Source organism: Pseudomonas sp. Tav-5-1A (genome assembly GCF_055755055.1).
In genome coordinates this window covers 4,169,890-4,181,703 of record NZ_CM146901.1, presented here as the reverse complement: position 1 = coordinate 4,181,703, position 11,814 = coordinate 4,169,890, and the positions used below count along the sequence as shown (strand labels likewise).

General features: G+C 58.3%; 12 protein-coding genes and 1 tRNA gene. 3 read left to right on the top strand and 10 right to left on the bottom strand.

The window, feature by feature from the left end; translation table 11 throughout:
* Positions 1 to 66: 66 nt before the first annotated feature.
* The 7 genes from AC0J42_RS19015 to AC0J42_RS18985 all read right to left on the bottom strand — a co-directional run bounded on the left by AC0J42_RS19015 (position 67) and on the right by AC0J42_RS18985 (position 4,863).
* Positions 67 to 1,068, bottom strand: a complete 1,002-nt coding sequence (locus AC0J42_RS19015; protein ID WP_473003080.1) for a glycosyl transferase family protein — start codon at positions 1,066 to 1,068, stop codon at positions 67 to 69.
* On the bottom strand, positions 1,065 to 1,400 hold the full coding sequence (locus AC0J42_RS19010) for a TusE/DsrC/DsvC family sulfur relay protein (RefSeq protein WP_473003078.1): 336 nt from the start codon (positions 1,398 to 1,400) through the stop codon (positions 1,065 to 1,067). Before AC0J42_RS19010 ends, AC0J42_RS19015 begins: the two co-directional genes overlap by 4 nt.
* On the bottom strand, positions 1,397 to 1,669 hold the full coding sequence (tusB, locus tag AC0J42_RS19005) for a sulfurtransferase complex subunit TusB (protein WP_473003076.1): 273 nt from the start codon (positions 1,667 to 1,669) through the stop codon (positions 1,397 to 1,399). The genes AC0J42_RS19010 and tusB overlap by 4 nt, the downstream gene beginning before the upstream one ends.
* Positions 1,669 to 2,028 (bottom strand): sulfurtransferase complex subunit TusC, encoded by a 360-nt coding sequence (gene tusC, locus AC0J42_RS19000; protein ID WP_473003074.1) that lies wholly within the window; start codon positions 2,026 to 2,028, stop codon positions 1,669 to 1,671. Before tusC ends, tusB begins: the two co-directional genes overlap by 1 nt.
* A 1-nt stretch (position 2,029) precedes the next feature.
* Entirely contained in the window at positions 2,030 to 2,422 is a 393-nt protein-coding gene (gene tusD / locus AC0J42_RS18995; protein ID WP_473003073.1) for a sulfurtransferase complex subunit TusD, read from the bottom strand.
* A gap of 70 nt (positions 2,423 to 2,492) precedes the next feature.
* A complete protein-coding gene (locus tag AC0J42_RS18990) occupies positions 2,493 to 3,872 on the bottom strand; it encodes a nucleobase:cation symporter-2 family protein (protein WP_473003072.1) in 1,380 nt (459 codons plus the stop codon).
* A 319-nt stretch (positions 3,873 to 4,191) separates the two neighbouring features.
* Complete coding sequence (locus AC0J42_RS18985) at positions 4,192 to 4,863, bottom strand: Bax inhibitor-1/YccA family protein (RefSeq protein ID WP_416425207.1); 672 nt, start codon at positions 4,861 to 4,863, stop codon at positions 4,192 to 4,194.
* Positions 4,864 to 4,997: 134 nt separating this feature from the next.
* On the opposite strand from AC0J42_RS18985, the gene AC0J42_RS18980 reads away from it, so the two are divergent.
* Positions 4,998 to 5,085: transfer RNA gene (locus AC0J42_RS18980), tRNA-Ser, on the top strand.
* On the opposite strand, the gene AC0J42_RS18975 is transcribed toward AC0J42_RS18980, so the two are convergent.
* Positions 5,072 to 5,260: a hypothetical protein gene (locus AC0J42_RS18975; protein ID WP_473003070.1), complete on the bottom strand. Its 189-nt coding sequence runs from the start codon at positions 5,258 to 5,260 to the stop codon at positions 5,072 to 5,074. The two genes, AC0J42_RS18980 and AC0J42_RS18975, sit on opposite strands and share 14 nt — an antisense overlap.
* 50 nt (positions 5,261 to 5,310) lie before the next feature.
* On the opposite strand from AC0J42_RS18975, the gene AC0J42_RS18970 reads away from it, so the two are divergent.
* Together AC0J42_RS18970 and AC0J42_RS18965 are read left to right on the top strand one after the other, a co-directional pair.
* The gene (locus tag AC0J42_RS18970) at positions 5,311 to 5,751 is read left to right on the top strand and encodes a Panacea domain-containing protein (RefSeq protein ID WP_416425081.1); all 441 of its coding nucleotides are present in this window, start codon (positions 5,311 to 5,313) and stop codon (positions 5,749 to 5,751) included.
* 68 nt (positions 5,752 to 5,819) lie between these two features.
* The gene (locus AC0J42_RS18965; RefSeq protein WP_416425080.1) at positions 5,820 to 6,170 is read left to right on the top strand and encodes a hypothetical protein; all 351 of its coding nucleotides are present in this window, start codon (positions 5,820 to 5,822) and stop codon (positions 6,168 to 6,170) included.
* Positions 6,171 to 6,281: 111 nt separating this feature from the next.
* Here the strand turns inward: AC0J42_RS18965 and AC0J42_RS18960 are convergent.
* Together AC0J42_RS18960 and AC0J42_RS18955 are read right to left on the bottom strand one after the other, a co-directional pair.
* Positions 6,282 to 7,444 (bottom strand): IS3 family transposase gene (locus tag AC0J42_RS18960; RefSeq protein ID WP_473002671.1). Its coding sequence is split into 2 segments (ribosomal slippage): positions 6,282 to 7,189 and positions 7,189 to 7,444, totalling 1,164 coding nucleotides; the frame shifts between segments, so codons are not numbered across the junction.
* A 193-nt stretch (positions 7,445 to 7,637) separates the two neighbouring features.
* Complete coding sequence (locus AC0J42_RS18955) at positions 7,638 to 11,651, bottom strand: hypothetical protein (protein ID WP_473003067.1); 4,014 nt, start codon at positions 11,649 to 11,651, stop codon at positions 7,638 to 7,640.
* Positions 11,652 to 11,814: the final 163 nt, after the last annotated feature.

Sequence of the window (11,814 nt, the reverse complement as noted above, 5' to 3'; positions counted from 1 at the left end):
CGTTGGAGCCCAGTGTACGGCCATCAGTTCGAATAAATAGCGCAAAAACCCCGATCAATCTATCGGTTAAATCGATTTGTCGCGAGCCGCCCAGTATTCGCTGGCGGTGGCGAAGGCCTCGTCACGGGGCTGGCCCAGGCCGCGCAGGGCCAGGGCCATGGTCGAGATCAGGGCCATTTCGCCGTAGCTGTCCTGGGCCTCGCCGCGCCACACCGCCAGCAGGTGCGCAGGCGCAAGGCTGGCCGGTTTCACGTGGCGTTGCGCTGCCAGCTGCGGCCACTCTTCATCCCAGCTCTGGCCGCCGGTGGTGCCGTACAGGTGGCTGGGGCTGTCGGGGTTGACCTCGATCTCGCCGCCGTCACCCTTGATGACGATGGCGTGGTCGCCCAGCAGGCCGCTGGCATCGCGGTGCACCGCCTGGTAACCGGGGTGGAAGATGCTCTGCAGGCCGCAGCGCGCGCCCAACGGATTGAGGATGCGCGCCAGGGAGTGGATCGGCGAGCGCAGCCCCAAGGTGTTGCGCAGGTCGATCATCCGCTGCAGTTGCGGCGCCCAGTCCACCAGCGGCGCGAACGCCAGGCGGTGGCTGTCCAGCGCCGTACCCACCGCCTGCCAGCCGCGCGCCAGGGGAATGCCCAGGGTGCCCAGCAGCTGCTCGGTGTACAGCCGGCCCGCGGTGTGCGCGCCACCGCCGTGCATCAGGATGCGCAGGCCGTTGCCGGCCAGGCACTTGGCCGCCAGCAGGTACCAGGGCAGGTGGCGTTTCTTGCCGGCGTAGCTGGGCCAGTCGATGTCCACGGCCAGGGCCGGGGGCTTGAGCCGCGCGCGCAGGGCCTCGGTAAAGCCGGCCAGTTCCTCGGCGCTTTCCTCCTTGTGCCGCAGCAGCATCAGGAACGCGCCCAGTTGGGCTTCCTCCACCTGCTCATCCAGCAGCATACCCATGGCCTCGCGGGCTTCTTCGCGGGTCAGGTTGCGCGCGCCGCGCTTGCCCTTGCCCAAGGCGCGGACGAATTGAGCGAACGGGTGTTCGGCAGGGGTTTCTAGGAGCAGGGCGGGGTAGTCGGTCATATGCAATTGGTCGGCTTGGGCAGGCCCGCCAGCTTGGCGGCAAGTTTGGCGGGAGTGCCGTTGAACAGGCGGTTCAGGTGCGGGCTGTTGCCTTTCTCGGCGCCCAGCTTCAGCGCCGTGTACTTGATCAGCGGCCGCGTGGCCGGGGACAGCTGGAACTCCTGGTAGAACTGACGCAACACCTCTAGCACCTCCCAGTGTTCGGCGGTCAGCACGATCTCCTCGCGCGCGGCCAGGGCCTCGGCAACGGGTTTAGACCACTCGGTCAAATCTTCCAGAAAGCCGTTCTGGTCCAGCGCAATCGCACGGCCTTCAACCATCAGTTCACTCATAGCCAGGTGTTGACCTTGTCAAAATCGAGGGTGAGCTGCACAAAGCCCGGGTAATCCACCACCTGCGCCGCGCCATTGATGGCGCGCGCCTGCACGTCCTCGTCCAGGGCGTAAACCCGGCCCGCCAGGTGCGCCAGGCTGTCATTGAGCAGCGCGTACACGGCGTCGCCGGTCAGCAGCAGGGCATCATCAGCACCCAGCAGGCGCAGGCAGCTGGCCAGGCGGTTATCGCCGAAGGGCGAGTGGGACAACACATGCAAAGTAGCCATCAGAGGGTAATCACCTGATCAAAGCGGTCGACAAGGGCGGCCAGGGCGGCGTCTTCCAGCACTTCGGCGGCAAGGCTCAAGCCGTCGGCGGCCAGGCCGCGCTCACGCAGGCTGCTGGCCGCCACGAACAGCTCGTCCACGCCGAACATCGGCAGCGCCTGCAGGTTGGCGGTCAGGTCTTTCTGCTGCACCTGGGCAGGCTGTTGGCCTGTCGCCAACTGAAACACGCCGTCATCGAGGAACAGCATGCCCAGCGGCAAATCGAAGGCACCGCCTGCCAGGGCGATGTCCAGTGCCTCGCGTGGGCCGGGGCCCGACCACGGCGCCTGGCGGCTGATAATCAACAGGGATTTGGCCATGTCACTGCCCTCCAAAGGTCACGAGGCGGTCGGCCAGCTGGGCGGCTTCATGCAGCTGGCCCAGCCCGGACAGGTCCCACGGCGCCGGCAGGTTGGCCGCGGGGCGGTTCCAGCGCTTGGCTTCGGCTACGTCCAGCACGCCACGGCGCAGGGCGGCGGCAATGCACACCACCGCGTCCAGCTGGCGCTCGGTAATAAAGGCGCGCCACTGGGCGGCCACGTCCAGCTCATCCTGCGGGGCAACGACGTTGCCCGAGGCGCTGTGCACCCCGTCCTGATAAAAGAACAGGCGGACGATTTCATGGCCGCCCGCCAGCGCCGCCTCGGCAAACCGCAAGGCGCGGCGCGAGGAGGGCGCATGGGCGGGGGAAAATACAGCGATGGCGAACTTCATGGCGCGGCTCTATCAGCAAATCTGCCGGAATGATAAAGCCTGCACGCGAAAAAAGCCCGCCGCACCCGCGTCAGCGGGCGCTGTTATCGCGCAGCTCCGGCAGGAACCAGTTCAGCACCAGGGCGCAGATGCCACCGGTGGCCACGCCCGACTCCAGCACATTGCGCAGGGCCGACGGCATGTGCGCCAGGAACTCCGGCACCTGCGCCACGCCCAGGCCCAGGGCCAGGGATACGGCAATGATCAGCAGCGCGCGACGGTCCAGGTGAATGCTGGCCAGGATATTGATGCCCGACGCCGCCACGGCACCGAACATGACCATGGCCGCGCCACCCAGCACCGGCTCCGGCACCGCTTGAATCACACCGGCCACCGTCGGGAACAGGCCCAGGATCACCAGCATGCCGGCAATCCACACGCCAATGTGGCGGCTGGCGATGCCGGTCAGCTGAATCACGCCGTTGTTCTGGGCAAAGATCGAGCTGGGGAAGGTGTTGAACACGCCGGCCAGCAACGAGTTCGCGCCGTTCACCAGCACGCCGCCCTTGATGCGTTGCATCCACACCGGGCCTTCCACCGGCTGCTTAGACACCTTGCTGGTGGCCGTCACGTCACCGATGGACTCCAGCGAAGTCACCAGGTAAATCACCAGCATCGGAATGAACAGCGCCCACGAGAAGCCCAGGCCGAAGTGCAGCGGCACCGGCACCTGGAACACCGCGGCTTCATGCATGCCGGTGAAGTTCAAACGGCCCATGTAGCCGGCCAGGGCATAACCCGCCGCCAGGGCGATGACGATGGCGCAGCTGCGCATCCACACCACCGGCACGCGGTTCAGCACCACGATAATTGCCAGCACCACGCCCGACAGCAGCAGGTTGTCGCCGTTGGCGAAGGTGCCGTTGGCCATGGCCGAGAAACCGCCGCCCATGCTGATCAGGCCGACCTTGATCAGCGTCAGGCCAATCATCAACACCACGATGCCGGTCACCAGCGGCGTGATCAGCCGCTTCACGAACGGCAGAATGCGCGAAATGCCCATCTCCACGAACGAGCCGGCAATCACCACGCCGAAAATCGCCGCCATCACGCCTTCAACCGGCGTGCCTTGCTTCACCATCAGCGCGCCACCGGCAATCAGCGGCCCGACGAAGTTGAAACTGGTGCCCTGCACAATCAGCAAACCCGCGCCAAACGGCCCGAAGCGCTTGCACTGCACAAAGGTGGCGATGCCGGAAATCACCAGCGACATCGACACGATCAGGTTGGTGTCATGGGGCGAAACGCCCAGTGCCTGGCAAATCAACAGCCCCGGCGTCACGATGGGAACAATGATCGCCAGCAGATGCTGCAGTGCAGCCAGCAGGGCAATCACCGGGCGGGGACGGTCTTCCAGCCCCAGCACCAGGTCTTGGCTAGGGGGCGGGGAGGGCTGTTGATGAACAGTCATGGCAGGGCCTTGGCGAAAAAAAGAGCGCAATTCTACGGATAAGCACCCCACAAGGCCACTACCGTTGCGCCGCACATCGCCACCCGTGCCACCGCGCGGTATACCTGCCCCAACGCGGCGCCAAAGACGCGGCCTACAGGTCTGCGCGATATCCGCTCTCGCGTAGCAGCTGCCGAAGGCCGCGTCCCGTCACCGCGCGGTGTACCCGCCCCAATGCGGCGCCTAAGACGCGGCCATGCGGCCGCTGCTACAGGTTTGTGCGGCATTCGCGCCCACAAAAAAGCCCGCCGAAGCGGGCTTTCTCAACACAACCACTCAATCAGTCATCACGACCCATCAGGCCAAACAACTGCAGCAGGCTGACAAACAGGTTGTAGATCGAAACATACAGGCTGATGGTCGCCATGATGTAGTTCCGCTCACCACCCTGGATGATCGCGCTGGTCTGGAACAGGATGCACACCGAGGAGAACAGCACGAAGCCTGCGCTGATCGCCAGTTGCAGCCCGCTGATCTGGAAGAACATACCCGCCACGGTGGCACCCAGCAGCACGAAGAAGCCCGCAGTAATGAAACCGCCCAGGAAGCTCATGTCCTTGCGCGTGATCAACACGTAGGCCGACAGGCCGCCGAACACCAGCGCCGTCATGGCAAACGCCGAACTGACCACCTCGGCACCGCCCTGCATGTGCAGGTAACGGTTGAGGATAGGGCCCAGCAGGTAACCCATGAAACCGGTCAGGGCAAAGGTGGACACCAGGCCCCAGGCCGAGTCACGCAGCTTGGTGGTGAGGAAGAACAGGCCGTAGAAGCCGATCAGCACCACGAAAATGTTCGGGTAGCCCACGTGCATCTGCTGCGACACGTAGGCGGTCACGGCGCTGAAGGCCAGGGTCATGGCCAGCAAGCCGTAGGTGTTGCGCAGGACCTTGCTGACCTCTAGCTGGTCGGCCTGCTGCCTGCTATTGACTGCGTAATCCTGTTCGCGCATGGCGAGACTCCTTTGGGTTGAAAACCGCGTTTGAAACGTTCAGATGCAAAGATCATAACAGACATGCTGCAAGGGGAAATGAAGAGAGTTTGACAGTGTGTTTCAATCGGGTATTATGCACGCCGCAACAAGCTGGAAGCGTGGCCGAGTGGTTTAAGGCAACGGTCTTGAAAACCGTCGATGGGCAACTATCCTAGAGTTCGAATCTCTACGCTTCCGCCACATTTTGTTCGTTAGAGCCCTGATTATTCAGGGCTTTTTCGTTTCTGGGTTTTCTTTTCCTGCCATCCAGGTCGCACGCGCCTTCATCATTTTTCAGAGTGCGACGACTTTTTCTTCCTTCTTGAAACGAACTGTCGAGGAATAGCTGCCCCGTCAGCTTGACTTGCCCACGCATGCGCCTCACTTTGAGTGGAGGACGACTCGTATCACGAAAGGGGAGGCAAAATGCCAAGCAGCGCAGACGTAGCCAACTACTTCCTGAACCTTGAGGGGGAAGGGGGTGAGATCTCGAATCTAAAGCTTCAGAAATTGGTGTATTACGCTCAAGGGTTCAGCTTGGCCCTGCGCGGCACGCCACTGTTCGACGAGCCCATTGAAGCGTGGATGCACGGGCCTGTGGTACCTGCTCTGTACCGTCAATTCCGGGACCGGGGATCAAACCCGATTCCACCGGATGTGGCATTCGATCCTGAGGTGCTGAGCGTTGACGAACGCCGCCTCATCGAAGAGGTGTTTGGCGTCTATGGCCAATATTCCGCATGGAAGTTACGCCAGCTCACCCATGAGGAAGACCCCTGGCGTGAAAACTACTCCGAAGGTGAGTACAGCCGCGAGATCCCCCAGCAGCAGATGGAGCATTATTTCCGCGAACATCTGGTGAACTGACCGTGGCCAGGGACAGAATCAAGCGACGGGACTCGCATGGCTCTCAGATCAAGGCACGCACTTCACCCGTGGAACTCGATGATTCGGACGCCCGCCCACCGGTATTTTCCTTCGAATACCTGCAGAAGGGCTGGTGCATTCAAGACTGCCAGCAAGAAGAACGGTCGAAGATGCTGGATAAACTGAGAAAACTCAGCAGCCTCTCCTGGAAAGACATTCGCCAGCAGGAGCGGCACGGCCTAGGCACCGAAATCATTGATAGGGGCAGTTTAAAGGCCGCGTTGCCTGCCTTTATCACGGAAGAGGTCCGCCTATTGGCGTTCAGGGCCTACGATTTGGTGCCGATGGTTGGCTACCGTAGTGGGCGGATTTTTCACGTCGTTTGGATTGATCGGGCGTTTAAGCTGTACAAGCACTAACGTCCTATCTTAGTGCGTGTGCCTCATGGATGCGGAGTCGACTCAAATTTGCGTAGGTAACAGACCCTGGTCAGCTTCCGTCTGTCTCTCCGCATCCGCGCTCTGTAGTGGTCAACTGATCCCGGACACTGCGTTAAGTTTTTCCTCGGCAACGGCAGGCGCTAATCCTTCGTTGAATTGATGCGGTCGCCGCCAGTTGTACCGTTCCATCAGAAAACGACCGATATCTTGTTTAGCCAACGCGGCGCTCATGTAGCCCACCGTCGGTATCCATTCAGTTTTCAGGCTGCGAAATAGCCGCTCCATCGGCGCGTTGTCGTGGCAGTTGCCGCGCCGACTCATGCTCTGCGTGAAGCGGTATCTCCATAGTCTTTGGCGGAAACTCCGGCTGCCGTATTGGCTGCCCTGATCGCTGTGAAATAGCACATTCTGAGGCCGGCCACGCTGCTCATAGGCCATATCCAATGCCTTGATCACCAGCTCAGCGTCAGGCTTGACTGAGAACGCCCAGCCTACGACCCGGCGGGCATAAAGATCGATCACCGCTGCCAGATAGTGCCATCGACCTTCGGCCCAAACGTACGTGATGTCACCGCACCAGACCTTGTTGGGGGATGCCACGCTGAACTCTCGATCAAGTACGTTCGGGATATCGGGTCGCTCCACGGTGGCCTTTTTGTAGGCATGAGAGCCCGGTTGTTTGCTGATCAGGTTCATCTCGCGCATCAACTTACGTACCTTGAATCGCCCGATTTGCATGCCGTCCTCTTTCATCATCAGCATGATGCTTCGACTGCCCGCAGCGCTTCGGCTTTGGGTAAACAGTTCGTTGACGCGGCTGCGCAAAATCACCCGTTCGGCATCAGGGGATCGGCGTTTTCGAAGGTATGCGTAGTAGCAAGATCGGGTGACTTCAAATACCGAGCACAATAGATCAACCGGCTCCTCGGAGCGAAGCCGATCGACTAACGCGAGCGCTCGTGTTCCTCGGCCATCAAGAGCGCGGTAGCCTTTTTTAGGATCGATTTTTCCCGTTCCAGACGATTGATTCGGGCTTCCAATTCTTGGATTTTTTGCTGCTCAGGTGTTAACGCCTTGCTGGTCGGGGTGACACCGCCACGTTCTTGCTGGAGCTGGTTCACCCAACGACGCAAGGCCGACTCAACCAGCCCAAGCGAACGGGCTGCCTCGGTATGGCTGTAGCCTTGATCGAGCACCAGGCACGCAGCCTCGCGCTTGAACTCAGGGGTAAAGGTACGACGTTGCTTGGTCATCAGACACCTCTCTGTGGCGAGCATTCTCGCCTAAATGGGTGTCCGGTTTCATTAGACCACTACAGAGACCTCATAGCTCTCCATTTGTCGAAAGTCCTATTGCCGCCATGAGGGAAACATTGCCGAGGCCATTAGCGCAGACATTTTCCCGCTCGTGTCCTCGGGAAAGAATGTCCACACAGGTTAGACAACATCAGGAGGAAATATCTTCTGCGATTTTTCTACACGTCTCGCGCAGCTTTTCGTTCAGCCTTACGTTAATCCCGTACTCAGCCGCCAGGATTACCGCAGCGACCCCAGCTAGACCTGGAATCTCTAGAGCGGTTCGGATTTGTGGGATGACGTAGTTGGCGTTGTTGAACGCCAGCTTAGATTTTATTTGGCTTCTCCAGTGGCTTTGTGCCCAGTGAACGACAGGGGGTTCAATTGCTCTTCGAAATTGAGATTCGTTGGCCATTATCAGGAAACGCAGCGTTGCTTCGAAGAGTTGAGCAGGAAACAGCTCGTCGCGCGTGAGCACTGTATGGATCGAATTCGTTATAAAGAAGTATTGATCATCAAGGTTCGGCTTTAGCATTTGATCAACCCAGCTTACGCAGTAGTTTAAACCTTTGTAATCTTTGAGGTTTTCGCGCAGTTTCTCTAGCGCCGTTCTCGAGCTGGAAACCGCTGCGGACACACCGAAAGAAAAAATGGCTGCACGCATGATCTGAAGATATCGATCTGTCTGTAGTGCTTCGGCGGGAAGCCTCGGAACGGTTGCGAAATGGGGGTTCGAGCTGAGTTGTAGGGCAGGCTTATTCCCTTCGGGAAAGGAATACGCTACAAAATCAAGCCACCGGTGCATTTGCTCAGCAAAGCCTTCTGCTGTCGCATTTTCTATGGCTCTATTGATTACGTATGACCTGAAGGTTAAATCGAATGTTGGAGCCGCTTTGCCTCCAAGCCTTTTCTCCAGTTGAAGCAGTGCATGGGTAGGCCCCGTCACCTCCGCTTCCAGCGTGAGGAAAAGGTACCAGGCAGCGTCTTGGGTCGATCTCGGAAGCTCGTGCATGCCATCAGGTGGTGTCGGGTTGCTGCACATCCCAGGAACCATGGCAGTTGGTTCCCCGTTTACCAAGGCTTCGTCTGCGGCTCCGATCGTCTGAACATGGAGCCAGAGTAATCCGTGACGAATTACCCGGCTGCAATAGATCGACTGCAGCGATGTTTCTTGATCAATGTCTGGCAATCGTCCCAATATTTCTCTGTAGATTTCGACAGCTGATGCGACATCATGCGCTTTATAAAACGCAAGTGCGGCGTCGGCCCTTAGGCCAAGATTCATGGCTTTTGAGTTTTCGATTTGACCCAGAGATGCATCTGTGGCGGCTAGTGAGAATTGAGTGGCGGCGCCACTCCAGTCGCCGGTTTTTGCCATGCTGATGCCGGCCTCTCTTCTCAGAAACATCCGCTCTAATGGCTCAAACTCACTAAGCCTTGGCTCTGTGTCACGTAGTATCGATACGACGTCGTGATGTCTATGTTGTCGGAGGAAGATTTTTGACCTTGCTCTCGCAAGATCGAGGCTATTTCCAAACTCCAACTCTGCCTGCTTAACCACATCCAGCGCGAACTGGGGCTCGCCGGCATATTCATCAAGCATTATGGAGACTGCAACCAGCAGCAGTATCGTCAGGGGAGGGTGGCCCCAAGAACGGCTTAGCGCCGCCATTTGTTGGTAGGCTTCGGAGGCGTCGCGTCCGTCGATCGTCCCTAATCGAACTTCCTCTAGCCACGGGCCGTTTACCAGCGCTGCAGTTCCACCTCGGGTCTGGAGGGTGAATCCGAGATATTCCTCACGCTCTTTCTCAACCAGGTCGTTCAATTCTTCAAACAGAGCTAGCTGTGCTTTGACGCTGCCAACATGCATTGCTTGTGAAATGAATAGACCCCCATTTGTCTCCGAAGCGGGAATTGAGGTGCCGAATCGTGGCTCCTTTTTCACTGCAATACTGAGCTCGCGTAGCATGCTGAACCAGTCAGGCAGAATTGAGGAGAGGTTAGAGATGCAAAGAGCTTTCCCTATCGCCATGATGCGGTACGTTGTTCTGGCCTCAGGTGGGAAGGCCTGCGTTTCTGCCTCGAGTGTGCGCCAGACGTTCACTGGGTGAGATGTCTTGCCGTCGATTGCTGCACACAGTACGAATTGATTGAGCCTAAACAGGAAGGATTTTGCGAGGTCGTTGGGGACAATTGGGGTTTCGAGCGAGGCGAAACGTAAGCTTGGGAACCATTGCGCAATCACCTCTAGTTGTTCCGCCCTCGTTCTTAGGAGCGCACCTCCCAATTGAACCAGACGGTTACTCTTTCCCTTGAGGCTATGGATGAATAGATCATCAACAGTCCGTACGTCAAGATTCCCATCTGCCCACAGTTGGTTCGCAAACATTTGATGAACAGAAGCTTGTTCACCCGGCAACAACACGTTTTCACCTGCGTTCGCTATGAGTGGAGATATTCTCAACACCCCCGCACCAAGGCTATCAATCCACGGCCCGATCAAAGCATCAAGGTATTCCCCAGCGGACTGAATAGGAGGGGAGATTTCCCCAAGTTGCAGCGCGGCTTGGCGCTTGAAACGCCCTACAGCCAAGCTTGTTCGATAGAGAAACTTTCTGGCTTGCTCGTCCATTCTCTCTACAAGTGTTTGACGTATCGCTTCGCGCTCGCCTTCGACGTCTGCCCCAATATTGGTCGCGGCTGGCTCGGAAAGGTCAGATGAAGGCCATCCTCTCAGCTTCAACCCAGCCAGAACTGCTCGCACCAACTGCGGGTGCCCGTTTCCGCCGGTATATCGAACGAAGAATGCCCACAACTTTGGGTCGCCCCCTGCTTTCTGCACAAGGCTGGCGACTTCCGACTGGCTAAGCGCAGGAACTCGAAGTGATGTGCCCAAATCCAGCCCAAGCCTGTCAATCGAACCCGATGTCAGGTCTTTGTAGCAGGTGATAATGCAAGCAATATTGCTCCTGTTCAGGGCACGTAGGAATCGGCCAAAGCTGGAGGCAAACTGCGGTTGATTCAGCGCGTTGAGGTCATCCAGGATGATCCCTGTAAGCGATTTTGTGACCGCTTCCCCTTGGGCCCTGTTAAGCCTGTATTCGCACTCCTGTGGGGGGGCATTTCGTAGATCGACAAGCGTCCAATCTCCACCGTATGCTGCAGCAGACAATCTAGAAAGCACCGACTTGCCCATTCCTGTTCCAGCTGAAAGGATGGCAACCGAGGATTTGTTCAAGACGTCTATCACCGTCTGCACTACATCAGCTCGAGGCAGAACATCAGCTGGCATTGGTAAGTCGGCCACGTTTTCCATCACAGCCATTGCCAGTTCAGTTGGCTGCCTCTGACCTTGAGTCATCCCCTGATGTATTAGCCCCTCGAGCATGCCAGGCGGCAGCGAGGTTCGGCCTGCTTGTTCGCAGAGCTTTAAAAGTGAACCTGCATCCACATACCTTGCAGTGGGCTCTGAGCGAAGCACGGTCTCCAAGACGGCTTCAAGGACGGCTGCCGCTAACGGTTCTGATTCAGTCGGCAAGAGTCGAAGGCGGTCACTGCCGTACGCAACCAATGCAACTGATAGCTCCTGCTTAACGTCTGCAATGCCTGGCTCTCCACAGTCCCACGTTATTTTTTGGAGGAGATCGCGACGCAGCTCGTCGTCGGTTCGGGCAATAATGAATGTAGTCAGGCGGTCTGAGACATTAGCTCTGAGAATCGCTTCCCTAAGGGGTCTAACCTCTGCAGTTCGTGCTGCTCTTGCCCAATAGTGGAGAACAGCTTCGCCATTTATTCTGTGAGCTACCTCTCGTTCCAAGCCGATGGAAGAGGTGGTGAGGAAGCGTAGGGTGACTTGCGCATTCCGGTTGCGTTCAACCAGATCCAAGAAGTTATCCAAAGCCTCACGGACATCCTGGGAGTTGATAGTGATCGTGCCCGACCCGGCAGTGTCTTTAACCTGGACGCCTGTCACCGAGTCCTTCGCCACGATGGCATAGTCTTCGGCTACCTCGAGATACAGACGATGCCCAGCTTCCAATCGAATCCATGCCAATGCACTCACGTACAGTTGGTACGCGTAGCCCCTCAGCGCATTAACGGCCTGTCGCTTGGGGTCTCCGGATGGTGCCAGAAGTGAGGGGCCAGAGGTGTATGGCGTGGTCATATGTACCTAGGGGGTGGTATGCAAATGACTCAAGAATATGTGTCTGACAAAGCACAAGCTAGCGCTTCGCTACCAATGCCCAGTTGGGAGCTTGCGCCGGTGTGATGGTCAGGAGCCCAGCGTCCAGTCGGGGACGCCAAGTGAAGCAGGAAATCTTGTTTTC

Coding starts and splice junctions, on each gene's coding strand:
- AC0J42_RS19015 (WP_473003080.1), bottom strand. CDS start 1,068: ATGACCGACTACCCCGCCCTGCTCCTAGAAACCCCTGCCGAACACCCG.
- AC0J42_RS19010 (WP_473003078.1), bottom strand. CDS start 1,400: ATGAGTGAACTGATGGTTGAAGGCCGTGCGATTGCGCTGGACCAGAAC.
- tusB (WP_473003076.1), bottom strand. CDS start 1,669: ATGGCTACTTTGCATGTGTTGTCCCACTCGCCCTTCGGCGATAACCGC.
- tusC (WP_473003074.1), bottom strand. CDS start 2,028: ATGGCCAAATCCCTGTTGATTATCAGCCGCCAGGCGCCGTGGTCGGGC.
- tusD (WP_473003073.1), bottom strand. CDS start 2,422: ATGAAGTTCGCCATCGCTGTATTTTCCCCCGCCCATGCGCCCTCCTCG.
- AC0J42_RS18990 (WP_473003072.1), bottom strand. CDS start 3,872: ATGACTGTTCATCAACAGCCCTCCCCGCCCCCTAGCCAAGACCTGGTG.
- AC0J42_RS18985 (WP_416425207.1), bottom strand. CDS start 4,863: ATGCGCGAACAGGATTACGCAGTCAATAGCAGGCAGCAGGCCGACCAG.
- AC0J42_RS18975 (WP_473003070.1), bottom strand. CDS start 5,260: ATGCGTGGGCAAGTCAAGCTGACGGGGCAGCTATTCCTCGACAGTTCG.
- AC0J42_RS18970 (WP_416425081.1), top strand. CDS start 5,311: ATGCCAAGCAGCGCAGACGTAGCCAACTACTTCCTGAACCTTGAGGGG.
- AC0J42_RS18955 (WP_473003067.1), bottom strand. CDS start 11,651: ATGACCACGCCATACACCTCTGGCCCCTCACTTCTGGCACCATCCGGA.